Genomic DNA, 23,789 nt, shown 5'->3' with positions numbered 1-23,789 from the left:
CAAGTTTTTCATAAGAAGCAGCCACTAGCTGCTTCTTATTTCTTTCCTTCTAACAACTCAATAATTCTCTCTTTATATTTTCCTTTTCTTCCATCTTCATAGATTAAATCATGTGGATAGAATAGCTTTTGGTCCGTTCTTTTCTTACCTGTAATCGCCTCAACAATATCCGATTCACGTGAAAGCTCTCTAAGCTCTCCGTTTGGCATAAGAAGTAGGATTGGCAAACGCTCTTCTTCTTCTCCTGCACGATAAAAGTCATACGGTAAGTCTGATGTTGAATCAACTACTAAATAATACTCCGGATCAAGTCCAATCTTTTTAAATAAACTACTTAATTCCATCCAATTATCTAAACCATGTTTATCTGTAAACTCTACATATTTAAATAGATTTCGATTCATAAAACGGCGGCATAGATCGCTTAAAATTGGATCTTCTTCTTCCTGCCATACTTGGAAGTAGTAATACATAACGTTCTCGTCTAACTTTAAATAATCCTCTACTGTTACTTCTTCTTCAAATAAAGAATAGAAATGAACAGGATGATTTTTAAATGTATAATACTTCTCGTGCAATGATTTAGCACGGTGTAAAATCTTCGTTAAAATAACTTCTGCACTTCGCGTTACCGGATGGAAATATACTTGCCAATACATTTGATAACGACTCATAATGTAATGCTCAACAGCATGCATACCACTATTTTTAATGACTACTTGATCCCCATACGGGCGCATTACACGCAGTATACGTTCCATATCGAAGTTTCCATACTTTACGCCTGTAAAATAAGCATCTCTTAATAAATAATCCATACGATCCGCATCAATTTGGCTCGAAATCATACTAATTGCTAATTTATTAGTAGACGTTTTTGCAATTACATCTGCTACCTTTTGTGGAAACTCCTTATCAACACGACTTAATACATCATTAATCTCCGTATTGCCAACAATAATCTTTTGCGTAAATTTCTCATGATCTAATGAAAATACTTTTTCAAACGAGTGAGAAAATGGGCCGTGACCGACATCATGAAGTAATGCCGCACATAAACATAACAATCTATCTTCAGCATTCCAATTTGGTCTGCCATCAAACACATCATCAATCATACGACGAATAATTTCGTATACACCTAACGAATGAGTAAAGCGACTATGCTCTGCACCGTGAAATGTAAAAAATGTCGTTCCAAGCTGCTTAATACGGCGCAAGCGTTGAAATTCTTTCGTTCCGATTAAATCCCAAATAACACGATCACGCACGTGCACATATTTATGTACTGGGTCTTTAAACACTTTTGTTTCGCTGAGTTTGTCGTTTAAATATACCACTTTCCGACATCCCCCTTTCTTTACTACATTCTTACTTTATATTATAAACGAAATGAGAAACAGAAAGAAATGAAAGACTGTATTAATTACCTTTATAAAAAGAAAAAATCACCTTTACCGAAGTAAAAGTGATTTCCTTTATACATTATTTACCTAAAACGAATTCAGCAACTTCGTCTAAGATCATATCTTTCCCTAGTGGGAAGTAACCTTTGTTTAAGTCTTCATTTTTAATTGTAAATACGTGGTTGTTTTTAACAGCGTTCATGTTTTTCCAAATTGATTCTTCTTGGAATTCTTTTAAGCGCTGAGAACCGTCACCAGTTGTAAATACGAATAAGTAATCTGGGTTGTAATCGATTAAAGCTTCTTTTTGTACTTGTACTAGTGGTTTATCAGTTGGTGTACCTTTAACTGCTGGTAGTTTTAAATCATTAAAGATTACGCTACCGTAACCGTAGTCACCGTATACGCGGAAAGCATTTGGATACGCAGCCATTTTCATGAATGTTGCTTCACCAGTTTTAGCGACGATTTTGTCATGTAATTTGCTTGCTTTTTCATCATACTTTTTGAACCATTCTTTTGTTTCTTTTTCTTTACCGAAGATTTGACCTACTTCTTCGAATTTTGGACGCCATTGATCTAATGGAGTGTTTAACATAACTGTTGGTGCAATTTTAGATAATTGATCATAAATCTTTTCTTGACGATTATTTACAAGAATTAAATCTGGTTTTGCAGCAGCTACTGCTTCGATGTTAATTTTATCGCCCCAAGCAGAACCAACTGGTTTAACGTCTTTTAGTTTCTTTTCAATATGTGCATCAATTTTTTCTTGAGATGTATTAGCAGTAATAACCGGTTTCATACCGAAAATTAATAATTCTTCTGTTGAACCACTAAGGTCAGCAATTTTCTTTGGGTTTGCAGGAATTTTAATTTCCCCTTTTGCATGTTTTACAGTGCGCTCTTCAGTCTTTGCATCTGCTTTCTTTTCTTCTTCTTTGTTAGAACAAGCAGCAAATAGTACAGAAGTCACAACTAATACCATTGCTAATAGTGCCATTTTAAAATTCTTCATGTTCCCACTCCTTCTAGCTGTATTTATCTTATAAGTTGCAATGAACTATAAGAAACGAAGATAACAATTAATCAATATATTTTTATTAATTGTTGTTAATACCCCATTCTAACGGGCGTTCAACTTCCCATTCTTATATAAGAAGCTCAACGTCCATTAGAAGTCCCCCCTCTTCACGAGGGGGTTCTACTTATGCTTTTTTACGCAATTGATTACTAATCATCGCTAAATCATATGTTAAGCAAATTGGCTTACAGTTTACTGGACATGGAACGATTTGAGCTTCAATCTCAAATACGTTACGAAGTGTTTCACTTGTCATAACTTCATCTGGCGTTCCTTGTTTCATTAACTTACCTGCTTTTAATGCAATCATATGATCTGAGAAACGAGAAGCGTGGTTTAAGTCATGGATAACCATAACAATCGTTCTACCTTCTTCTTCATTTAACTTTTTCAATAAGTTTAATACTTCTAATTGATGAGCCATATCTAAGTACGTTGTTGGTTCATCCAATACAAGTAATTCTGTTCCTTGTGCAAGAGCCATTGCAATCCAAACACGTTGACGTTGACCACCAGATAGCGCTTCTGCTGGACGATTCGCAAATTCTTTCATTCCTGTCACTTCAAGTGCCCAGTTAATGTAGCGATAATCCTCTTCTTTCAACGTGCCAAACCCTTTTTGATGAGGGAATCTTCCGTATGACACAAGCTCAAATACAGTAAGACCCGTTGGTACTTCTGCAGTTTGTGGTAAAATCGCCATTTTCTTTGCAATTTCTTTCGTTGGCTGTTTCTCAATTGCTTTTCCGTCAAGATAAACAGTACCTTGTTTTGCCTTCAAAATACGAGACGCCGTTTTTAATAATGTGGACTTCCCACAACCATTTGGCCCAATAATTGTTGTAATTTTCCCTTCCGGAATTTCAACTGTTAATCCATCAATAATTAAACCTTCATTATAGCCAACAGATACCGCATCAACCGCTAAAGTTGCCATACGAAAAGCCTCCCTTTATTTTGTCCTCATAAGTAAATAAATGAAATACGGTGCACCAATTACAGAAATAACAAGACCGACTGGTATTTCTGAAGTTGTTAGTACACTTCTTGAAATTACGTCTGCGAATAAAAGTAAAAACGTTCCTATTAGCGCAGCTGTGGGCAACATGATTTGATGTTTGCCACCAACAAGGCGCCTTGCTAAATGCGGGGCCATTAAACCGATAAAGCCAATTCCACCGGCAACAGCAACAGATGCACCCGCTAAACAAACTGCAATAAATAATAATTTACGTCTTTCTTTTTCTACATTTACACCAAGGCCAACTGCTGTAGAATCGCCTAGGTTCATTACATTTAATATGTGTGCTTTACTTATAGCAAGCGGTAAGAAAATAACCATCCATGGAAGTACACTTAATACGAATTTCCAATCTGTACCCCACAGACTTCCCGCCAGCCAAATCGTAGCAAAACGAAAATCGTTAGATGTCATCTTCATAGAGAAAATTAAACTAACAGCTCCAAATCCAGCTGCAACGGCAATGCCGACTAGTATTAATCGAGTCGATGAAACGCCGTCTTTCCATGCTAATAAATAAATAATTACCGCTGCTAATATCGCTCCAACTAGTGCGAAAAATGGAAGAATGAATACAGATAAAAATGTACCAGTCCCTACTTTCCCGAAGAAGAAGTAGACGAATATAACAACTGTTAATCCCGCTCCAGCATTAATCCCTATAATACCTGGATCAGCAAGTGGATTTCGTGATAAACCTTGCAAAATCGCACCTGACATAGCTAAAGCAGATCCGACTAGTATAGCAATTACCATACGCGGCATACGGAATTCAAATAAAATAACAGACTGATCTTCAGCCCCTAGTCCAACCAATGACTTTAATACGTCCATTGGGGGTATTTTAAAAGTTCCTGTATTTAAACTAATAAGAAATATAGAAACGATTAGTCCTACTAAAATCGTTAATATAGAAATGTTCTTTTTTGTTAAGACACTCGTCCTCACATCTTTCCTCTCCCTTCATTACGTGCTAAGTAGAGGAAGAATGGAACCCCAATTAGCGCTGTAATTGCTCCAATTGGCGTTTCAAATGGCGGGTTAATAACGCGAGATAACATATCTGCACATTCAATTAACAGCCCACCTAAGACCGCAGAACATGGAATAACCCATCTATAGTCCGAGCCTACAAGGAAACGAGTCATATGCGGGATTACAAGACCAACAAACCCTACTGATCCTGCCATGGAAACTGCGGAACCCGTTAAAACAAGAACAAGTACTGTTCCGATAAATTTAATTAATGTCGTATTTTGACCAAGTCCAATTGCAATTTCTTCACCGAAGCTCAAAATTGTAATATATCTCGACATCATAATTGCGATAAAAAGACAAACAAGGCCAATTGGCACTAACATATTAATACTTTGCCATTTCACTCCAGCAACTCCGCCTGCATTCCACATGCTCACCTCTTGGGCAAGATTAAAATACAATGCGATTCCAGATGAAATTGCCCCTAATAAAGCACTAATAGCTGCACCTGCTAAAGCTAATTTCACAGGTGTTAATCCACCTGGTGAAGAAGACCCAATTCCATATACAATGCTTGCACCAAACGCAGCTCCAATAAAAGATGCGATAACAAACATTAAATAAGGTGAATTAGGGAAAAATGCATACATAATTGCAATTCCAAATACAGCCCCATCTGTAATTCCCATTAACGATGGTGAAGCAAGTGGATTTCGCGTCATGCCTTGCATAATTGCTCCTGATACCGCTAAAAAGGCACCTGCAACTACGCCCCCTATTGCTCTAGGCATGCGAAGCTCTTGAATTACGTTATGATGTGTAATAGATCCATCAAACTGAAATACAGCTTGCCATACAGTCTTTAAACTAATATCTGCAGCCCCAAAAGAAATAGAAACTGCCATACTTAAAGCTAACAAAACTGTACCCGCTACTAAAATAATAGAAGCGATGAGCGGTCTGCTCTTAATCTCTTTAACATTCTCTTCTTGCTGTTCTATACTGCTTGCGCTCGCTTCCATCCCTCAACCATCCTAACCAACAACATATATTTATTAAAATGAAATTTATTCTCAAATAGTAATAAAAAAATTAGGTGAATTGTTATTTTCCTGATAATGATTCTCAGAATCAGACACTTCTATTCTACCTATCGCTTTAAAAGACTGTCAACCATTATTTTGAAATATAATTTTATATAAATTGGAACTTTAATACAAAAGTTATATCCATCCTTTAGAAAACGTTCGTCCACACAAGAGTACTTTCGCAGAATAAATCTTTCCTCTTATGGGCATAAAAAAAGAAGAGTAATCTTTTCACTCTTCTTTTTCTTACTTATTTAACTTTGCTTCAATTTTTACGATTAACTCATCTTCTGTTGGAGCCGCAACTGGACGGTTATTTACAAATGCGAATGATTTTTTACGACCAGGACCACAGTAAGACTGACATCCAACTTCAATCGTTGCACATGAATCTACTTTTTTTAACTTCGGAACTAACGTTTTAACGTTCGTTGCCTGACAGTCATCGCACACGCGAAATTCGTTTCCCATTATATAACACTTCCTCTATTTTAAACTTTTCTCAAGTTCGTTTAAAAATAAACACTAAATGGTATTTTACCGCTCTTTGAAGCTCGTTGCAAGTTTCCCTACAAAGCCTATTCTCTACATAATGCTACATATTTATATGCTCTCCTACAGAAGCGCTCACCATTCATGGGAAAATTTTTACCTTTCATCGAAATCTACCATATTTTTAAAAGCTTTGTATAAAAGTTTATTTTTTTGCCCATTATAAAAATAGGAAGTTCATAAAAAGAAAGGGAGTTGAATCTATGAAAGTAAGACAAGATGCTTGGACAGATGAGGATGATTTATTACTTGCTGAAACGGTACTTCGTCATGTTCGAGAAGGGAGTACGCAATTAAATGCATTTGAGGAAGTAGGAGATCAGTTAAATCGTACATCTGCTGCTTGTGGTTTCCGCTGGAATGCTGTCGTTCGCTATAGCTATGAACAAGCTCTTCAACTAGCAAAAAAACATCGTAAAGATAAAATGCGTGCTGCAAGCGGTGAACAAGCGAAAAAACGTTTACTTTATACACCACCAGCTTCAGATTCGATAACTGATTATGAAGAATTAGCACAAGAGGAATCAATCGTACAATATAAAGAAGCTATTCCATATCAAGAATCTACTGCTCCTGCTGCAAGAAGCTCTATGACAATGCAAGATGTTATTTATTTTTTACAAACAGTCGGATCTTCAAATATAAAAGTGACAGCTCTTGAAAACGAGAATACGAGATTGAAACAAGAAATTAAAGCACAAATCCTTCGGAATGAGGAACTAGAAAAGAAACTAGAAAAGTTAGAAAAGCAATCTCATACTGTACAAGAAGATTACGAAACACTTATGAACATTATGAACCGAGCTCGTAAATTGGCAGTCATGGATGACGAAGAACGTTCTCAAACATCTTTCCGAATGGACCGAAACGGTAATTTAGAAAAAATTGCAGAATAAAAAGGATGCATGTAATGCATCCTTTTTATTATTTCACCTTTAAGCTCCCCCTTTATATGTGAGAAAACTCCATTCTTCATTTTTTGCTATAATAGAGATTGTCATTTTAAAGATAAGGGGTTAGTTATATGAGCAATTCCCGTTCCATTTTATCTCAGCCAGAGTGGCGCATTGTAGATCAGTCTAGTTTGGGACCAACATTCCATGCACTTCAGTCATTCGCAATGGATGACACATTATGCACAAGCATTGGAAATGGCAAGTCAGCCGCAACAATGCGTTCTTGGGTTCATCACAATACAATTGTCCTTGGTATTCAAGATTCACGCCTTCCGCATTTAGAAGAAGGTATTTCTTTTTTAAAACAACACAACTTCAATGTTATTGTTCGTAATTCTGGCGGGCTTGCAGTCGTGCTTGATGAAGGTGTTTTAAACGTATCACTTTTATTCCAAGAAACAGAAAAAGGTATCGATATTGATCTTGGATACGATACGATGTGGCATTTAATTAAGGAGATGTTAAAGGATTACAACGTTACTATCGAGGCAAAAGAAATTGTTGGCTCTTACTGTCCTGGTAGTTATGACTTAAGTATTCGCGATCAAAAATTCGCTGGTATTTCACAACGTCGTATTCGCGGCGGTGTCGCTGTCCAAATTTATCTCTGTGCTACCGGAAGTGGCTCTGAGCGTGCCGCACTCGTTCGTGATTTCTACAACCTAGCAATTCAAGGAAAAGAAACACGCTTTACGTACCCTGAAATTGTACCAAGTACGATGGCCTCACTCTCAGAATTACTTGGCGAAACCATTACAGTACAAGATTTAATGATGCGTCTTTTAAAAACATTGCAGCAATTCGCTCCAAAGTTAACACCATCTCAATTAACAATAGATGAGATTCCTTTATATGAGACGAATTTACAACGTATTATTGATCGTAATAATAAAGCACTTGGCTTAGAAAAATAAAAATGACCACCCTAAGGGTGGTCATTTTCCATACTAATTCATTTTAGAATTAAAGTGCTTGAGCTGCTGTAATTAAAGCTAACTTGTACACTTCTTCTTCGTTACATCCACGAGACAGGTCATTTACAGGCATGTTTAAACCTTGTAAGATTGGTCCTACTGCTTCGAAGTTACCTAAACGTTGAGCGATTTTGTAGCCGATATTACCAGCTTCTAAGCTTGGGAATACGAATACGTTAGCATCACCTTTAATTGTAGAACCTGGAGCTTTTTTCTCAGCTACAGATGGTACGAATGCAGCATCGAATTGGAATTCTCCATCTAAAGTTAACTCAGGAGCCATTTCTTTTGCAATGCGAGTTGCTTCTACAACTTTTTCTGTTTCTGGAGATTTCGCAGAACCTTTTGTAGAGAAGCTTAACATAGCAACGCGTGGATCAATGCCGAATAACTCAGCAGTTTTCGCACTTTCGATACCGATTTCAGCTAAATCTTGGCTGTTTGGTGCAATGTTAATTGCGCAATCAGCGAATACATATTTCTCTTCTTCACGTACCATGATGAATACGCCAGAAGTTTTTGTAACGCCTGGTTTTGTTTTAATAATTTGAAGTGCCGGACGAACTGTATCAGCTGTAGAGTGAGCTGCACCACTTACTAAACCGTGTGCTTTGCCCATGTATACAAGCATTGTACCGAAGTAGTTTTCGTCTTTAAGGATTTTGCGAGCGTCTTCTTCAGTTGCTTTACCTTTACGGCGTTCAACGAAAGATGCTACCATTGCATCCATTTCTTCGTATGTAGCTGGGTCGTAAATATCAACGCCTGCTAATGTTAAATTCATGCTAGCAGCTTTTGCGCTAATTTCTTCCTTATTACCAACTAAGATTGGTTTTACTAACTCTTCTTTTGCTAAACGCTCTGCAGCGCCTAAAATTCTTTCATCAGTTCCTTCAGGAAGTACGATAGAAATGCCTTTTCCTTGAACTTTTTCTTTTACTGTTGTAAATAAGTTGCTCACGAATAAACCCTCCTACATATGTTAAAAAACTCTATCTTTAAGAATACTGCTTTTCTTCTATATTTTAAACTTATAGCTCCCAAAAAATAGATAAAATAAAAATGATTATATTTTCATAAAATTCAGCCGTTAAATTCACCTCGCTTAAACACTTAAATGTGACAATTTTATGCGCCAAGGTTTTATATAGATGATTTTAAAACTATATATGCTATAGTTAACGTGTAAAACTATCATTAACTGAGGTGAATAGAATGAGTGAAGCAACAACAACGTTAGATGGCTGGTATTGTTTACATGATTTACGTTCTATTGATTGGGCTGCATGGAAAACATTATCTAGCGACGAACGCGGACAAGCAGTGTCTGAATTTTTAAATGTCGTTGAAAAATGGAACGAAGTAGCTACTGCGAAAAAAGGTAGTCACGCAATGTATACAGTTGTTGGTCAAAAAGCTGATATTATGCTTATGATTTTACGTCCAACAATGGAAGAGTTAAATGAAATTGAGACAGAATTGAATAAAACAACATTAGCTGAATATATGGTTCCTGCATATTCTTACGTATCTGTTGTTGAACTAAGCAACTACCTTCCAGCTGATGAGGATCCATATCAAAATCCACAAATTTTAGCTCGCTTATATCCTGAATTACCGAAAGCAAATCATATTTGCTTCTATCCAATGGATAAGCGTCGCCAAGGTGATGACAACTGGTACATGCTTCCTATGGAAGAGCGTAAAAAAATGATGTACAGTCACAGCAAGATTGGTCGCCAATACGCAGGGAAAGTACGCCAAGTTATTTCAGGATCTGTTGGATTCGATGATTTCGAGTGGGGCGTAACATTATTCGCTGACGATGTTCTTCAATTTAAGAAACTTATATATGAAATGCGATTTGATGAAGTAAGTGCTCGTTATGGTGAATTCGGAACATTCTTCGTTGGAAACATCTTACCAGACGAAAAAGTAGAGAAATTTTTACACATATAATATTGAAAAAGGGACGAAATTCGTTCCTTTTTTTATTTCCCTCTATATTTCTCCTCAAAAAACTCCTTTTTCCCTCAAATTCGAACAAAAATCGACAAATTCCTTACAAAATTGTAACTTTTCTATATCCAAATTCATGCTAAAATGGTACGAGCTATATGCTAATAACGATGCGAAGGTGATAATTTATATGAAGAAAATCTTGTCTATTTTACTAGCGCTTATATTGTCAATTTCTTCCTTAGGAGTAACAACATCCCATGCGGAAGAAAAAATACAAATAGAAGCTGCTGCTGCACTTCTATTTGATGCAGATACAGGGAAAATACTGCATGAACAAAACCCAGACGAACTGCTAGCTATTGCTAGTATGTCAAAATTAATTGTTGTTTACGCTGTTTTAGAAGCAATTAAAGAAGGGAAAATTACTTGGGATACGAAAGTAAATATTTCCGATTACGCTTATGAAGTCTCACGTAATAATGAATTCTCTAACGTACCATTTGAGAAAGGACGTCAATATACTGTAAAAGAATTATATCATTCTATTGTTATATTCTCTGCAAATGGATCTAGTATTGCTTTAGCAGAGCTACTTGCAGGAAGTGAGAAAAACTTCTTAAATCTTGCAAATGAACATGCAAAAAAACTAGGGTTAAAGAAATATAAATTTGTAAACGCTACTGGTTTAAATAACGCTGACTTAAAAGGGAAACATCCCGAGGGTACTGATCCAAATGCAGAAAACTCTATGTCAGCTCGCGATATGGGTATACTTTCAAAAGTAATGATTACAAAGTATCCAGAAATGCTAGAGGATACAAAACAAAGATTTAGAAACTTCCCAGACAATCATCCAAAACCAATTCGTATGGAAAACTGGAACTGGATGTTACCAGGAGCTGCCTTCGCTTATGAAGGTACTGATGGTTTAAAAACAGGAAGTTCTGATACAGCTGGATATGGATTTACTATTACTGCGAAACGCGGTGATTTACGTCTTATCTCGGTTATTATTAAAACGAAATCAATGGACGAGCGCTTCACAGAATCTCGTGAATTAATCGAATATGGATTTAATAACTTTGAAAAACAAAAGCTCAAGGTTGATAAAAATAACACAATCTCTGTAGTAAAAGGGAAAGAAGATCAAGTAACGGTTGCACCTGAAAAAGAAATAACAGTAATTGCGAAAAAAGGTAGCAAAGATCCTTATAAAATTGGGACTGAATTAGATAAATCTCTTGCTGAAGATGGACATTTAGTTGCTCCTGTTAAGAAAGATGCTAAAGTAGGCTCAATTACTTTAGAATCAACTGATAAATATGGTTTCTTAGACGGTAGTAAAAGTATGAAAGTTACTGCAAAAACAACAGAGGAAGTTGAAAAAGCAAATTGGTTTGTGCTAACAATGCGCTCTATTGGAGATTTCTTCTCAAACTTATGGTCTAAAGTATTTTAATGATGAAAAGCTAGCTCACGCTAGCTTTTTTTATTTTCCTCTCTCAATGTAAAACTTCGTTTGGTTGTCATATCTGAGTCCTTTTTCTCATACGTATGAACTAGTAATTGTTCCACACTTCATCTAGAAATAAACCTCTTTCCAAAAGGTATTACAAAAAGAGAGGTGACACATAATGGGTGTTATTGCTTATAACGAAGCAGATGTAAAGTTGTTAGCTAGACTGATGCGTGCTGAAGCCGAAGGAGAAGGGCAACAAGGAATGTTAATGGTCGGAAACGTTGGGGTAAATCGTGTCCGCGGAAATTGTTTAGACTTTAAAAGTATTCGTAATTTACGTCAAATGGTGTATCAAAATCCTGGTGGTTTTGAGGCAACACAAAAAGGATATTTTTATCAAAGAGCCCGTGAACAAGATATCGCCTTAGCAAGGCGAACTATTCAAGGACAACGTTTTTGGCCCGCTAACTTTGCCTTATGGTTCTTTAGACCTGAAGGTCCTTGTCCACCAACTTGGTATAACCAACAAAACTCTGGTCGCTTCAAAAAGCACTGCTTCTTCCAACCATCTGGTGAAGACTGTCCTAGCGTATATTAAGAGATGAAAATGAGGAGGGATTTTTGAATGGCACAGCAACAAAATCCGTACTATGGAACAGGTTTTTATCAACCATCTGGAACTTATGTCCAACCACAACAAATGACTCAACAACAACAGCAAGCAATGCAACAACAAACAGCTCAAGCTGCGCAAGCTCAATATGCAATTTCTCAAGGCATGTTACCTCTAGAGCAATCCTATATTGAAAATATCCTTCGTTTAAACAAAGGTAAGCAAGCTACAGTTGTAATGACTTATGAACGTGGCAGTTCCCTTGGTACACAATCTTATACAGGTATTATTGAAGCAGCCGGCCGTGACCATATCGTTATTAGTGAACCGCAATCAGGAAAACGCTATTTACTATTAATGATCTACTTAGATTACGTAGAATTTCCAGAAGAAATTACGTATTTACCTAGTCAACAAGCAACTTATACTCCAAGACCATAAAAAAAGCTGGCAAATGCCAGCTTTTGTTTTTTATAATCCTTTTACAACTGCAGTCCCTACTAGAATCCACGCCACAATAAACGCTACACCACCAAGAGGTGTAATTGGGCCAAAGAACTTAATGCCTGTCGTACTTAATGCATACAAACTACCTGAGAACATAATAATCCCAGCTACCATTAGCCAACCAGCAGTAGTTAAAAGTGATGATTGAACCTTATCCATCAATAAAGCAACTACGAATAATCCACCTGCATGAAACATCTGATATGTAACGCCTGTTTTCCAAACTTCTAACATTTTCGCAGAAATTTTATTTTCTAAACCGTGTGCTCCAAAGGCCCCTAACGCAACAGATAGCCCCGCTGCAATACAACCTAGTAAAAAGAAAATTTTCATCTTAATTCCCCTTTTTTACCTTTATCATAAGCAATTTTTTCATATAAGCCAAACGATTTAATTCTTAAAAATCAAATAAAGAATTACCATTTGCACCTTCTTCTTTTATATACACAGGTTCTCCAGAAACTGGTATAACTGGTTGAACTGTTGTTATAGGCTGTGATCCAATTACTTGCGATTGAATTTGCGGCTCCCTATACGTAGAAGATTCAACCTGTTCATCTAATAGTAAATCGCATAAAGCACGCACAACTAATAAATGTTCTTTTGACTTTTGTCCTTCGCTACTTTTTGCCTTCGCAATTTCATTCGCCATTTTATTTAAAATCTTGTCACTAGATATTTGCATTCCTTATCACCTCGTACTTTGTAATTCTTTCTCAAATTGTCCCAGTTTCTCTACTGAACCAAATACTATTATCATATCATGTTCTTGTAGTTTTTCCTGCCCTGTTGGATTATGTATAATCTTCCCATTTCTTGAAATCGCTAATATCGTTACATCAAACTGATTCCTTACATTACTCTCTAGTAACGATTTACCGACTAGTATTGAATCTTTGCCAACTAGAATTTCTTCAATGACAAATGACTGTTCTACTCCATACAACACTGTATCAATATAATGAACGGTTAATGGATTTGCAATACCTTTTGCTATATGAATACCTGCCATACTAGATGGATTAATAACCTTATTTGCACCAGCACGCCTTAATTTCTCTTCAGTTTCTGGCTTTTCAGATCTCGCCACAATTTTAATCGTATCGTTTAATCCTCTTGCTGTTAATGTAATAAATACATTTTCGGCATCATTTGCAACAATAGCAACTAAACCAGCTGCTTTTAAAATTCCGGCATTATGTAATACTTGATCTTCCGTTGCATCTCCATGTACAAATAAAAGCTTTTCCTGCTCCAATATGCTTTCATCTTTATCAACAACGACAAATGGAATATTCTTTTCTTGCAATTCATGTACAACTTGAAGCCCCACTCTACCGCAACCACATACTATAATATGATTTTTCAACTGCGCTATTTGTTTATCCATCTTCTTCCTCCGTACTGCATGAAATAAATTCCCTTCAATAATCATAGCTGCCACTACCCCAATTGCATACGTAACAATACCTACACCAACAGGAATAATAAGGAGCGCAAATACTTTCCCTGCTTGCGTTACAGGAACGGCATCTCCGTATCCAACAGTCAATACAGTAATCATCGTCATCCAAAATGCTTGAAACAAACTAATCTCTTCAATTGTCATAAATCCTATCGTTCCTAGAATTACAACAAAAGTCATACATATAACTGCTATCCATAATTGCTTACGTGCATTCATACCGTGTTTCAACTCTTTTCTCTATCTACAATCTTTGCCAGTGGAAATAAAATACGTATATACTAGATACGGAATCTATGAAAGAGGTTGATATAATGAAGACATTTCTTTCCGCCTTACAATGGGCACTATTTATTTTAGCTGGAAGCCTTATTGTACCAATTAGTGTCGCAACTAGCTATGGTCTTGATGGCGCTGAAGCCATTGCATTCGTACAAAGAACATTATTTGTTCTAGGCTTTGCTGGTCTCTTGCAAGCTATATTTGGGCATAAACTTCCTATTCAAGAAGGTCCTGCTGGCCTTTGGTGGGGAATTTTCTCCCTTTACGCAAGTTTAGGCGTCGTATTATTTGGATCAAGCAATGAGACACTTAAAGTTCTTCAATATGCTTTCTTATTAAGCGGTATTATTTGTATTATTCTTAGCGTTTTTGGACTTATTGATAAACTCGTTCGCTATTTTACACCGACAGTCATTGGAACGTATTTATTTCTTCTTGTCGCGCAACTCAGTGGCTCCTTCTTAAAGGGAATGTTTGGCCTTGATGGAAAACATACAGAAGTACAACCTAACGTATTTATTCTTTCACTCATTGTTATTTTACTATCCTTTTTCATCATGAAGCTACCTATTATTGGACAATATTCCGTTCTTTTCAGTATCATATGCGGCTGGATATTATTCGCATGCTTCGGATTATCTAATCCAATAACACCAGTGACAGACATAATTCGTTTTCCGTCCTTATTTGTTTTCGGCATGCCTCGTGTTGAATGGAACATGGTAATTACGGTCATATTTGTTACACTCTTACTTCTAACAAATATGTTAGCAAGTATTCGCGTTGTACAAAAGGTTGTCTCTAAATATGAAGAAAATGCTGCATCAGATCGTTTTAAACAAGCCGGCATTATAACAGGAATCAACCAATTGCTAGGCGGCCTGTTTTCAGCTATTGGACCTGTCGCTATTTCTGGATCAGCAGGTTTTATTGCAACGACTAATATTTATAAACGTCTCCCTTTTATATTAGGGTCAAGCTTTATTATTGTCGTTAGTATATTCCCAAAGATTACTTCATTCTTTGCAGCAATCCCTGTTGCAGTTGGTTATGCCGCTATTTATCCTGTATTCGCAAGCATGATTGGCCTCGCCTTTCGAGAATACGAAACTGTCCAGGATAAGGAACAATTATTTAAAGTAGCCGGTCTTTCAATCTTCACAGGAGTCGGAGTTATGTTTGTTCCAGCAGGAGCATATTCCACACTTCCACCATTTCTAGCATCGTTTTTAAGTAACGGTCTCGTTCTTGGATCTGTAATGGCCATTTTGCTAGAAATACTATTTTCTCGTTCCACAGCAAAACAAATATCGTAAATTGGAAAACTTCCATTATTGCACTCTACCTTTAGAGTTGTTACGATAAAATCAAACTTGAATCATTGGGGTTTTATCCATCCCCAATGATTATTAACCGATATTATGAGCAACACACTCATAATGATTTATCTACTTCTTTTCAAAGAGGTTTGATGTCTTACTATTATTCCTCAACATCTTCATGAACATGTATTTTGATTTCAATTAAAGAAAGGAATTTTCTATATGACTTATAAAATGATTGTTTTAGATTTAGATGATACTTTATTACGTGATGACCATACTATTTCACCTCGTACGAAAGAAGCGTTAATGACTGCACAAGAGCAAGGGGTAAAGGTTGTACTTGCTTCTGGACGTCCAACGTTTGGTATGCGCAATGTAGCCAAAGAACTTCGCTTAGAAGAATACGGCAGTTTCATTCTATCTTTTAATGGCGCAAAAATTATTAACTGTAAAACAAACGAAGAAATCTTTAGTAGTACACTATCTCCTGAAATCGTTCACAACCTATTTGAAATTAGTAAAACTGAAGATGTATGGATTCATACTTATATGGGCGATGATATCGTAACGGAAGAAAATAATCCTTATACTGAAATTGAGGGCGATATTACTGGTATGCCAATTGTTGTAGTAGATGACTTTAAAGCCGCAGTTAAAGAGCCTGTAGTAAAAGTATTAATGAATAAAGAAGCTGAACGCCTTGTTGAAGTTGAAAAGAAACTTCAACAACAACTAGAAGGCCAATTAAGCGTGATGCGTTCGAAACCATTCTTCTTAGAATTTACTGAAGCCGGTGTTACAAAAGGAACAAGCTTAAACAAACTGATTCAAAAGCTTGGCATTAAGCGTGAAGAAGTTATCGCAATGGGCGATAGCTATAACGACCAAGCAATGATTGAATTTGCTGGTCTTGGTGTTGCAATGGGCAATGCACCTGATGATATTAAAGAAATTGCAAACTACGTAACAGATACAAATATGAATGATGGTGTTGCAAAAGTTGTAGAGAAATTCGTTTTAAAAACGGATGTACTTGTTTAATATTTTCATTCACAAAACCTATTTGAAGTCAAATACTTCAAATAGGTTTTTATTTAAATTCTCATGCTTTTGTGACTATATTTTGAACTTTGCACTATTCTCGTAGTGTAAACTTTCTTTTTGTATATAATGAAACAAAATAGACTATTTTATTTTGAAAAAGAATACAAATTTACTATATACAAGCATACGTTAAAGGAGGCTACTTTATGTTATCTACACCAATCGGACGATTAAGAGCAATTGGACTAGTTGAGGGTATTTCTTTCCTATTACTATTATTTGTAGCAATGCCATTGAAATATTTCGCAGGATTTGCAACAGCTGTTAAAATTACAGGCATGGCTCATGGTGTTCTGTTTATTCTATTCATCTTTGCAGTAATTCAAGTAACAATCGTACACCGTAAATCAATTTTATGGGCACTTGGAGCATTTGTTTCATCAGTTATCCCATTTGGTACTTTTGTACTAGATGCAAAATTAAAGAACGAACAACAATAATAAAAAGGTAGTTAACGACTGTTAACTACCTTTTCTATTTATAAATTTGGAATTTCCCAATCAATTTCTCTTTCTCCCATATTAGCTAAAATCGTATTTACTTTAGAGTATGGCTTACTACCAAAGAAACCACGTCTTGCCGATAATGGGCTTGGATGTACAGATTCGATAATATGATGATTCGGATTCGTAATTAACTTCTTCTTCGCCTGCGCATGGCGCCCCCACAATATGAAAACAACTGGCTTTGCACGTTCGTTCAACAGTTCAATCACACGATCTGTGAAGTGCTCCCATCCTTTTCCCTTATGAGAATTTGCTTCGCCTTGACGAACTGTTAATACGGTATTTAGTAGTAATACTCCTTGTTCCGCCCATTTTACTAAATAACCGTTATTCGGGATTTCATAACCATATTCATCTCGAAGTTCTTTATACATATTTAACAATGATGGTGGTGTTTTAACATCAGGTTGTACAGAAAAACTTAAACCATGCGCTTGATTCGGTCCATGATATGGATCTTGTCCTAAAATAACAACCTTTGTATTTTCATAACTTGTATACTGAAGAGCGTTAAAAATATCTTCTACCTTCGGATAAACAACATGCGTGCTGTACTCTTCTGTCAAAAAACTGGATAGAGTACGATAATACTCTTTCTCAAATTCTGGTGCCAATAATGGTCCCCAATCATTCTTTAAAACATTTTCCATACTGTCACTTCCTGTCTAATTAATTCAACATATCCTGTTTTGTAAATACTAAGAACGAAATAATAAGGGAAACAACTGCCCAAACAGTTAAATTCATCAAAGAAAATCCCATTGATAAGCCTTGTAATGCAGGTAATTTTCCTGATAAATAATCCGTTAATGATAAATTCACGCTAAAAATATATTTCGCACCTTCCCAAGATGTTGCGAACGAGCTTAAGATACCGCCTGCAATTAATGCAGCTAGCATAACGCCCATACCAGCTGGTGTATTACGAATTAAAACAGAGACCATAAATGATATAGTTCCGACAACGATAGCAACAAACCAGGCTAGTCCATACGCCATTAAGATGTATTGCCACTGCGGAATCAGATGCACAAAGTTCGTATTTAACGTTTCCTTATCAATGACGAATCCTGTTAAAACAGGTAAATTCCATCCCGAGTATCCAAATACAAGCCCTGATAATATGTAAGCAAACAAACCTACAAGAAACAGTATGAGCGAAATGAAAAATAACATCGTCACGTATTTACTAAGGAGTATTTTCCAGCGCCGAATCGGCCGCGTAAGTAACATCTTCATTGTCCCATCACTTCGTTCTCCTGAAACGATATCAATAGCGACAATCATTACGAGAAGCGGAATAAACAATGTAATTCCTTGTTCAATAAATGCTCTGACAAAAGTCGGTGCACCCGGTGCCATCGGGTTAATATCATGATCTAAATAATATTGTTGTTGCTCAACTCTTACCTTTAACCAATCACGCCATTCTTCTGGCAACCTAGAATTGTTCAACCGGTTCTGAGAATCAACAATTTGCTGTTGCAATGAAACCTTCCAATCAGTTGTACCGAGTCTTTTTTGTGTCGTTTCTATTTCACGATACTGCGCGTACACAAAAAGCGGGATCAAGATTGCTAAAATAAGCATGACAACAAAAATACGTTTCTTACGGTAAATCTTTTCTGATTCATTTAAAACTAGATTCGCAAATTCACGCATGCTGCTCACCCCTTGTGAGTTCAATAAATAAATCTTCTAGCGTAAATACAAGCTCCTTAACGCTATGTACATCTATTTCATTTTCTACAAATTTTTTATTCCAACTACTTATAGATGCAATATCCATGCGGCATAGTAATCGCTCGCCTTTTACACTCACTTCTCTTATTTCTTCGGCCGCTTCTAGCATATCTTTCGCCTTAGAAATTGGTGTAACAATCCATTCTACACGATCACTTGCTGTTTTAATTAATTCTTCAATTTTGGCAACTGTTATCATCTTTCCTTTATGAATAATAGCAACGCGATCGCATATCATTTGCACTTCACTTAGCAAGTGACTTGAAATAAACACGCTCATATTTTCTTCTTTCACAAGCTTATGTATAAATTCCCTAAGTTCTCTAATCCCTGCTGGATCTAAACCATTCGTTGGCTCATCTAATATAAGCAATTTAGGATTCCCAAGGAGCGCCTGTGCAATTCCAAGGCGTTGTTTCATACCAAGTGAGTACGTTTTTACCTTGTCATGAATTCTTTCATCTAAATGAACCATTTCAGCAATTTCAATAATACGTTCATCTGATATATCACCTAACATACGAGCAAATTGCTTTAAATTTTCCCATCCTGTTAAATATGTATACAACTCTGGGTTTTCAACGATACTCCCAATTTGACGCATCGCTTCTCTGAAATTTTCCTTAATCGAATAACCACCGATAGAAATCTTACCTTCTGTCGCCTTAATCAATCCGACTAACATTCGAATGGTAGTCGTCTTTCCAGCACCGTTTGGTCCTAGGAACCCGAACACTTCTCCTTGCTTTACATCAAAGGAAATATTCTCTACAAGAGTCTTGTTTCCAATTACCTTCTTCAAGTCTCGTACGGAAAGTATCGTCGTCATTTTACCCCTCCTTGTTCTAGTTTTAATTTACTTACAACATTTTGAACTAAACGTTCTGCCATATACGTATAACCTACTTCATTCGGATGAAAATGATCAGAGTATAATAAATCTTTCCCGCGGTTTTGGAATAAATCAAATGTCGGTGTAATATACACATTTTTATCGTTTAGCGCTAACTTCTCTAAAGATGCATTCCAGTCCACAACAATGTTTGAAGACCCTTTTAAATCTTCTACATCTTCAAAAGGATTGTATAAACCAAGCCAAAAAATCGGACTATTTGCATTTAATTTACGAATTTCTTCTATAATTTTCTTTGCTTCATTTTGAAACGTTTCTGTATCAGGACGATACGTCTCTAAATCTATTTTCCCGAGCGATTCCCAGCCTGGGAACAAATCATTCCCGCCGATCGTTAACACGATTACATCTGCTTGCTTAATTGAATATTGAGCGCCACTACTTTCAATTTGTTTTAATAAATCGGGCATTTTTGCACCACTAACTGCTAAATTTGTTAATGCAATTTTTTGCTTATAATCTTTTTGTAAATCCTCTTTCATTCGCCCAACATAGCCAATTCCTTCTTTATCACCAACGCCACGCGTTAATGAATCACCTAAACTAACGATTTGTAACGTTCCCGTTTTCTTTTTCTCTTTTGCCACTACATCGGTCTTTTTAATTAAATTTGAAGCTTTCGGATTTAATACATCATTTACACCTGAAACAAAGCCATATGCAAATAAACAGAAAGATGCAATTGTAATGAGTAGAATTACTTTTACTACTTTTGATCTCATATCAAAACCCCTTTTAGCCCTCATAGATTGTCCATAATTATACCAAACGAAATTTTGAAAAGCGATTTTCACACCTTCTCAATTATGTCGTTTCTCTATCTACTAACTCTGGTAATAACTCTATATGCTTCACATCTAATTTCTCTTCATTAATCTTTTCATATAATAATTCAAACGCTTTCACTCCAACGTTTTTACTAGAATGCGAAATCGTCGTTATACCCAATATATCTGCCACCTCTTGATCATCACACCCGATAATCGTAATATCCTCTGGAATACGAACTCCTTGTTTTTTTGCTTCTGTAACCATCCCCGCTGCAATATGGTTACAAGATACAAGGAACGCCGTCGGTTTTACTGACATATGAGCCCATTCTCTAATTACATTGCGTCCATCTTCCACTGTAAAACATCCCTCAAATTTCCAGGTCTCTAACGATGTTACGATACTCTGTTGAAGCGAATCTTCGTACGCCTTCTTTCGTCTTTGGCTATTAACGCTATTACTTCTTCCAATACAATATCCAATACGTGTATGACCGGCATCTATTAAGCTTTTCATCCCACGTGAAAATACTTTGTAGTAATCGATATGGACACTTGAAATATACTTCGAATCTATTTCTTCACACATAACAATCGGGCCGAATTTCGTATATTCTTCAAGCTTCTCCTTACTATTTGTCCGAGAACAAATAATAACCCCATCAAGCTTTTTCATTTTTAACATATTTAAAATTTCTAGTTCTCTTTCTTCGCTATAATTTGTCTGGCAAAGCATCATATTATAATTATTCTTTGCTGTTTCTTTTGATATCCCCTCGATAATAGCACTATAATATTGATCATTTACGTGTGGCAATAAAACGCCAATTACATTCGTTTTTCCTTTCACTAAATGAATTGCATTCACGTTTTGCGTGTAATTTAATTCTTCTATAATTGCTAAAATTTCTTTTCGTTTCTGTTCATTTACGTACGGATGATTATTTAGTACACGTGAAACAGTTGAAACAGATACTCCAGCAAGTTCAGCAATCTTTCTTATATTTGTCATCTCATTTTCCCCTTCTCACAAAAATTCTCCCTTGACCTGGTAAGCTTTCCACAATATATCCTTTCCTAGCAAATACATTTAGAAAGGATATACAACTATGCTTCGATTCAAATTAGAATATATATTTTTCATTGGCGGTTTACTCATTCTTGCCATCGGTATTAATATGATGACAACAATTACTTCCTTTGGACTTAGTCCTTATGATTCCTTCTTTATTGCACTATATCAAAATTTTGGGATAAGCATTGGTTTTTGGATTTTCATGATTAACTTTGCCTTTACACTTATCGTACTCTTTTGGAATAAAAAACAAATTACAATCGGTACAATTGTAACGATGGTTCTTATTTCTCTTTTTGTTGATTGGATTGGTTCCATTACAACTATTATGGACGCTATCCGCTCTCTTCCAAAATATATAACACTTATTTGCGGAAATCTATTCGTTGGAGCTGGAATTGGTCTTTACGTCTCTACAAACCTTTGCGCGGCGCCTCAAGAAGCTTTCGTTTTAACGGTTGCTGAAAAGAAAAAATGGACGTTTAGAAGAACAGAGATTTCATTAGCCTTTTTATTTTTAACGTTAAGCTTTTTATTAGATGGACCTATCTATTTTGGAACAATCATCTTATCCTTTACAACAGGCTGGATTATCCAAGCATTTATTCAAGTTGGTACGCAGATTTTAAATAGAAAAGAGCCTATTAAGCAAGCTGCTTAATAGGCTCTTTCTGTTTTATGGTAAGAGATACTACTTAGCATCCCCTTCAATTCGATAGTTCGCTTTCAAACAATCGATTTCTTCATACCCTTGCAACGTATGTAGAATATAATCATAATCAGCAAGAGACGCACGATGCGTTACGATTACAATTTCAGCCTTTCCTTTCTCTTCAAGCGGCATTTGAATAATCTTTTCAAAGCTAACGCCACGCTCAGAGAACAATGAAGTAATTTTTGCAAATACACCAATTTCGTCTTTTACATGCAGTCTTAAAAACTTTTTCACGACAATTTCGTCTGGCTCTTTTAATACTTTTTGATATTGTGGGACTACAGCACTATTTCCTGTTACCCCTAATCTAATATTTTGCATTACAGCAACTAAATCCGAAACAACAGCTGTCGCTGTCGGTAAACTTCCTGCGCCTGGTCCATAAAACATCGTTTCTCCAACTGCTTCACCGTACACATACACAGCGTTATATTCATTTTGTACTGCCGCAAGAGGATGTGTATTTGGAAGTAAAGTTGGTTCAACTGTAACCTCCAATTTTTCACCATCTCGTTTTGCAAGACCGATTAATTTAATTGTATAACCTAAGCTCTTACTGTATTCAATATCTTCCTCTGTAATAGAGGTAATCCCTTTTACTTTCACATCTCCAAGCTCTACATTTGTAGAGAAACCGAGAGTAGCTAAAATCGTCATTTTTCTTGCTGCATCTAAACCTTCTACGTCTGATGTTGGATCTGCTTCTGCAAATCCAAGTTGTTGGGCTTCTTTTAACACGTCGTTATATGCTCTCCCTTCGTCTGACATTTTCGTCAAAATAAAATTTGTCGTTCCATTTACAATTCCCATTACTTTCGTAATAAGATCTGAAGAAAGTCCTTCTACGATACTGCGTAAAATTGGAATTCCTCCTGCCACACTCGCCTCATAGAATAAATCAGCCTTATTATCTTTTGCTGTCGCTAATAATTCAGCTCCATGTAATGCCATTAAGTCTTTATTTGCAGTTACAACATGCTTTCCGCTTTTTAAAGCTTGTAAAATATATGATTTTGCATCATCAATGCCACCCATCACTTCGATGACAACATCAATATTTGGATTATCTAAAATTTCATTTGCATCTTGTGTTAATAGAGTAGAAGGTACCTCTACCTCTCTCTCTTTCTCAATGTTTTGCACTAATACTTTCGTTACCTTAACTGGACAACCTACTTGGTGTATGAGTCGTTCTTGATGATCCGTAATAATACGAACCACACCACTGCCAACTGTCCCAAGACCTAATAACCCAACTTGAATTTCTTTCATAGTACTGTCCACCCCTCAA

General features: G+C 36.2%; 26 protein-coding genes. 10 read left to right on the top strand and 16 right to left on the bottom strand.

The window, feature by feature from the left end:
- Positions 1-35: 35 nt before the first annotated feature.
- The 6 genes from MRP26_RS12475 to MRP26_RS12450 form a co-directional block, all read right to left on the bottom strand.
- Positions 36-1,340, bottom strand: coding sequence for an HD domain-containing protein (locus MRP26_RS12475; RefSeq protein WP_000262741.1), 1,305 nt, complete (start codon positions 1,338-1,340; stop codon positions 36-38).
- A 145-nt stretch (positions 1,341-1,485) separates the two neighbouring features.
- A complete protein-coding gene (locus MRP26_RS12470; protein WP_000787724.1) occupies positions 1,486-2,424 on the bottom strand; it encodes an ABC transporter substrate-binding protein in 939 nt (312 codons plus the stop codon).
- A gap of 190 nt (positions 2,425-2,614) precedes the next feature.
- Positions 2,615-3,427: an ABC transporter ATP-binding protein gene (locus MRP26_RS12465; protein WP_000212068.1), complete on the bottom strand. Its 813-nt coding sequence runs from the start codon at positions 3,425-3,427 to the stop codon at positions 2,615-2,617.
- Between the two features lie 15 nt (positions 3,428-3,442).
- Complete coding sequence (locus MRP26_RS12460) at positions 3,443-4,459, bottom strand: FecCD family ABC transporter permease (protein WP_001260757.1); 1,017 nt, start codon at positions 4,457-4,459, stop codon at positions 3,443-3,445.
- Positions 4,456-5,511, bottom strand: coding sequence for a FecCD family ABC transporter permease (locus MRP26_RS12455; RefSeq protein ID WP_000388296.1), 1,056 nt, complete (start codon positions 5,509-5,511; stop codon positions 4,456-4,458). Before MRP26_RS12455 ends, MRP26_RS12460 begins: the two co-directional genes overlap by 4 nt.
- Before the next feature lie 312 nt (positions 5,512-5,823).
- Positions 5,824-6,048: a YuzB family protein gene (locus MRP26_RS12450; protein ID WP_000526079.1), complete on the bottom strand. Its 225-nt coding sequence runs from the start codon at positions 6,046-6,048 to the stop codon at positions 5,824-5,826.
- 284 nt (positions 6,049-6,332) lie between these two features.
- Here MRP26_RS12450 and MRP26_RS12445 point away from each other — a divergent pair, with 284 nt between their 5' ends.
- A complete protein-coding gene (locus tag MRP26_RS12445; RefSeq protein ID WP_242806173.1) occupies positions 6,333-7,025 on the top strand; it encodes an RsfA family transcriptional regulator in 693 nt (230 codons plus the stop codon).
- A 128-nt stretch (positions 7,026-7,153) separates the two neighbouring features.
- Entirely contained in the window at positions 7,154-7,999 is an 846-nt protein-coding gene (lipL, locus tag MRP26_RS12440) for an octanoyl-[GcvH]:protein N-octanoyltransferase (protein ID WP_000071945.1), read from the top strand.
- A gap of 49 nt (positions 8,000-8,048) precedes the next feature.
- Here the strand turns inward: lipL and pta are convergent, their stop codons facing one another.
- The gene (gene pta, locus MRP26_RS12435; RefSeq protein WP_000067215.1) at positions 8,049-9,020 is read right to left on the bottom strand and encodes a phosphate acetyltransferase; all 972 of its coding nucleotides are present in this window, start codon (positions 9,018-9,020) and stop codon (positions 8,049-8,051) included.
- A gap of 254 nt (positions 9,021-9,274) precedes the next feature.
- On the opposite strand from pta, the gene hemQ reads away from it, so the two are divergent.
- From hemQ to gerQ, 4 genes are all read left to right on the top strand, one after another.
- Positions 9,275-10,018 carry a hydrogen peroxide-dependent heme synthase gene (hemQ, locus tag MRP26_RS12430; protein WP_001287595.1) on the top strand — a complete coding sequence of 248 codons (744 nt, stop codon included), beginning with the start codon at positions 9,275-9,277 and terminating at the stop codon, positions 10,016-10,018.
- 190 nt (positions 10,019-10,208) lie between these two features.
- Complete coding sequence (locus MRP26_RS12425; RefSeq protein ID WP_242806172.1) at positions 10,209-11,480, top strand: serine hydrolase; 1,272 nt, start codon at positions 10,209-10,211, stop codon at positions 11,478-11,480.
- A gap of 175 nt (positions 11,481-11,655) precedes the next feature.
- The gene (gene cwlJ / locus MRP26_RS12420) at positions 11,656-12,078 is read left to right on the top strand and encodes a cell wall hydrolase CwlJ (protein ID WP_000538155.1); all 423 of its coding nucleotides are present in this window, start codon (positions 11,656-11,658) and stop codon (positions 12,076-12,078) included.
- Positions 12,079-12,105: 27 nt separating this feature from the next.
- Positions 12,106-12,534 (top strand): spore coat protein GerQ, encoded by a 429-nt coding sequence (gerQ, locus tag MRP26_RS12415; protein WP_000068652.1) that lies wholly within the window; start codon positions 12,106-12,108, stop codon positions 12,532-12,534.
- 30 nt (positions 12,535-12,564) lie between these two features.
- Here the strand turns inward: gerQ and MRP26_RS12410 are convergent, their stop codons facing one another.
- The 3 genes from MRP26_RS12410 to MRP26_RS12400 all read right to left on the bottom strand — a co-directional run bounded on the left by MRP26_RS12410 (position 12,565) and on the right by MRP26_RS12400 (position 14,284).
- Positions 12,565-12,933 (bottom strand): DUF423 domain-containing protein, encoded by a 369-nt coding sequence (locus MRP26_RS12410; RefSeq protein ID WP_000688315.1) that lies wholly within the window; start codon positions 12,931-12,933, stop codon positions 12,565-12,567.
- Positions 12,934-12,997: 64 nt separating this feature from the next.
- Entirely contained in the window at positions 12,998-13,285 is a 288-nt protein-coding gene (locus MRP26_RS12405) for a YwdI family protein (RefSeq protein ID WP_001167346.1), read from the bottom strand.
- Positions 13,286-13,291: 6 nt separating this feature from the next.
- Positions 13,292-14,284, bottom strand: coding sequence for a potassium channel family protein (locus tag MRP26_RS12400; protein WP_242806227.1), 993 nt, complete (start codon positions 14,282-14,284; stop codon positions 13,292-13,294).
- 95 nt (positions 14,285-14,379) lie between these two features.
- Here MRP26_RS12400 and MRP26_RS12395 point away from each other — a divergent pair, with 95 nt between their 5' ends.
- The 3 genes from MRP26_RS12395 to MRP26_RS12385 all read left to right on the top strand — a co-directional run bounded on the left by MRP26_RS12395 (position 14,380) and on the right by MRP26_RS12385 (position 17,216).
- Positions 14,380-15,663, top strand: coding sequence for a purine/pyrimidine permease (locus tag MRP26_RS12395; RefSeq protein ID WP_000847031.1), 1,284 nt, complete (start codon positions 14,380-14,382; stop codon positions 15,661-15,663).
- Between the two features lie 228 nt (positions 15,664-15,891).
- Complete coding sequence (locus MRP26_RS12390; protein WP_000221387.1) at positions 15,892-16,713, top strand: Cof-type HAD-IIB family hydrolase; 822 nt, start codon at positions 15,892-15,894, stop codon at positions 16,711-16,713.
- Positions 16,714-16,922: 209 nt separating this feature from the next.
- Positions 16,923-17,216: a DUF3817 domain-containing protein gene (locus tag MRP26_RS12385; RefSeq protein WP_000953396.1), complete on the top strand. Its 294-nt coding sequence runs from the start codon at positions 16,923-16,925 to the stop codon at positions 17,214-17,216.
- Between the two features lie 38 nt (positions 17,217-17,254).
- Here MRP26_RS12385 and MRP26_RS12380 read toward each other — a convergent pair whose 3' ends face one another.
- Genes MRP26_RS12380 through MRP26_RS12360 form a run of 5 tightly spaced genes read right to left on the bottom strand, consistent with a single transcriptional unit; the run spans position 17,255 to position 21,720 of the window.
- Positions 17,255-17,932 carry a uracil-DNA glycosylase gene (locus tag MRP26_RS12380; RefSeq protein WP_000432541.1) on the bottom strand — a complete coding sequence of 226 codons (678 nt, stop codon included), beginning with the start codon at positions 17,930-17,932 and terminating at the stop codon, positions 17,255-17,257.
- Positions 17,933-17,951: 19 nt separating this feature from the next.
- Positions 17,952-18,944, bottom strand: coding sequence for an ABC transporter permease subunit (locus tag MRP26_RS12375; RefSeq protein ID WP_001206475.1), 993 nt, complete (start codon positions 18,942-18,944; stop codon positions 17,952-17,954).
- Complete coding sequence (locus MRP26_RS12370; RefSeq protein WP_088024739.1) at positions 18,937-19,854, bottom strand: ABC transporter ATP-binding protein; 918 nt, start codon at positions 19,852-19,854, stop codon at positions 18,937-18,939. The genes MRP26_RS12375 and MRP26_RS12370 overlap by 8 nt, the downstream gene beginning before the upstream one ends.
- The gene (locus MRP26_RS12365; protein WP_015055217.1) at positions 19,851-20,732 is read right to left on the bottom strand and encodes an SGNH/GDSL hydrolase family protein; all 882 of its coding nucleotides are present in this window, start codon (positions 20,730-20,732) and stop codon (positions 19,851-19,853) included. The genes MRP26_RS12370 and MRP26_RS12365 overlap by 4 nt, the downstream gene beginning before the upstream one ends.
- Positions 20,733-20,742: 10 nt before the next feature.
- Positions 20,743-21,720, bottom strand: coding sequence for a LacI family DNA-binding transcriptional regulator (locus MRP26_RS12360; protein ID WP_000181979.1), 978 nt, complete (start codon positions 21,718-21,720; stop codon positions 20,743-20,745).
- Between the two features lie 97 nt (positions 21,721-21,817).
- Here MRP26_RS12360 and MRP26_RS12355 point away from each other — a divergent pair, with 97 nt between their 5' ends.
- On the top strand, positions 21,818-22,444 hold the full coding sequence (locus tag MRP26_RS12355; RefSeq protein WP_000943411.1) for a YczE/YyaS/YitT family protein: 627 nt from the start codon (positions 21,818-21,820) through the stop codon (positions 22,442-22,444).
- A 30-nt stretch (positions 22,445-22,474) separates the two neighbouring features.
- On the opposite strand, the gene MRP26_RS12350 is transcribed toward MRP26_RS12355, so the two are convergent.
- The gene (locus MRP26_RS12350; protein WP_000659109.1) at positions 22,475-23,770 is read right to left on the bottom strand and encodes a homoserine dehydrogenase; all 1,296 of its coding nucleotides are present in this window, start codon (positions 23,768-23,770) and stop codon (positions 22,475-22,477) included.
- Positions 23,771-23,789: the final 19 nt, after the last annotated feature.

It is taken from the genome of Bacillus sp. CCB-MMP212 (assembly GCF_022748145.1).
Lineage (GTDB): Bacteria > Bacillota > Bacilli > Bacillales > Bacillaceae_G > Bacillus_A > Bacillus_A cereus.
This window is presented reverse-complemented; position numbering and strand designations above follow the sequence as displayed.

Excerpts from the sequence above, each read along its gene's own strand:
- MRP26_RS12470 (WP_000787724.1), bottom strand. The coding sequence starts at position 2,424 with ATGAAGAATTTTAAAATGGCACTATTAGCAATGGTATTAGTTGTGACT.
- MRP26_RS12465 (WP_000212068.1), bottom strand. The coding sequence starts at position 3,427 with ATGGCAACTTTAGCGGTTGATGCGGTATCTGTTGGCTATAATGAAGGT.
- MRP26_RS12455 (WP_000388296.1), bottom strand. The coding sequence starts at position 5,511 with ATGGAAGCGAGCGCAAGCAGTATAGAACAGCAAGAAGAGAATGTTAAA.
- MRP26_RS12450 (WP_000526079.1), bottom strand. The coding sequence starts at position 6,048 with ATGGGAAACGAATTTCGCGTGTGCGATGACTGTCAGGCAACGAACGTT.
- MRP26_RS12445 (WP_242806173.1), top strand. The coding sequence starts at position 6,333 with ATGAAAGTAAGACAAGATGCTTGGACAGATGAGGATGATTTATTACTT.
- lipL (WP_000071945.1), top strand. The coding sequence starts at position 7,154 with ATGAGCAATTCCCGTTCCATTTTATCTCAGCCAGAGTGGCGCATTGTA.
- hemQ (WP_001287595.1), top strand. The coding sequence starts at position 9,275 with ATGAGTGAAGCAACAACAACGTTAGATGGCTGGTATTGTTTACATGAT.
- MRP26_RS12425 (WP_242806172.1), top strand. The coding sequence starts at position 10,209 with ATGAAGAAAATCTTGTCTATTTTACTAGCGCTTATATTGTCAATTTCT.
- cwlJ (WP_000538155.1), top strand. The coding sequence starts at position 11,656 with ATGGGTGTTATTGCTTATAACGAAGCAGATGTAAAGTTGTTAGCTAGA.
- gerQ (WP_000068652.1), top strand. The coding sequence starts at position 12,106 with ATGGCACAGCAACAAAATCCGTACTATGGAACAGGTTTTTATCAACCA.
- MRP26_RS12410 (WP_000688315.1), bottom strand. The coding sequence starts at position 12,933 with ATGAAAATTTTCTTTTTACTAGGTTGTATTGCAGCGGGGCTATCTGTT.
- MRP26_RS12405 (WP_001167346.1), bottom strand. The coding sequence starts at position 13,285 with ATGCAAATATCTAGTGACAAGATTTTAAATAAAATGGCGAATGAAATT.
- MRP26_RS12400 (WP_242806227.1), bottom strand. The coding sequence starts at position 14,284 with ATGAATGCACGTAAGCAATTATGGATAGCAGTTATATGTATGACTTTT.
- MRP26_RS12395 (WP_000847031.1), top strand. The coding sequence starts at position 14,380 with ATGAAGACATTTCTTTCCGCCTTACAATGGGCACTATTTATTTTAGCT.
- MRP26_RS12390 (WP_000221387.1), top strand. The coding sequence starts at position 15,892 with ATGACTTATAAAATGATTGTTTTAGATTTAGATGATACTTTATTACGT.
- MRP26_RS12385 (WP_000953396.1), top strand. The coding sequence starts at position 16,923 with ATGTTATCTACACCAATCGGACGATTAAGAGCAATTGGACTAGTTGAG.
- MRP26_RS12380 (WP_000432541.1), bottom strand. The coding sequence starts at position 17,932 with ATGGAAAATGTTTTAAAGAATGATTGGGGACCATTATTGGCACCAGAA.
- MRP26_RS12375 (WP_001206475.1), bottom strand. The coding sequence starts at position 18,944 with ATGCGTGAATTTGCGAATCTAGTTTTAAATGAATCAGAAAAGATTTAC.
- MRP26_RS12370 (WP_088024739.1), bottom strand. The coding sequence starts at position 19,854 with ATGACGACGATACTTTCCGTACGAGACTTGAAGAAGGTAATTGGAAAC.
- MRP26_RS12360 (WP_000181979.1), bottom strand. The coding sequence starts at position 21,720 with ATGACAAATATAAGAAAGATTGCTGAACTTGCTGGAGTATCTGTTTCA.
- MRP26_RS12355 (WP_000943411.1), top strand. The coding sequence starts at position 21,818 with ATGCTTCGATTCAAATTAGAATATATATTTTTCATTGGCGGTTTACTC.
- MRP26_RS12350 (WP_000659109.1), bottom strand. The coding sequence starts at position 23,770 with ATGAAAGAAATTCAAGTTGGGTTATTAGGTCTTGGGACAGTTGGCAGT.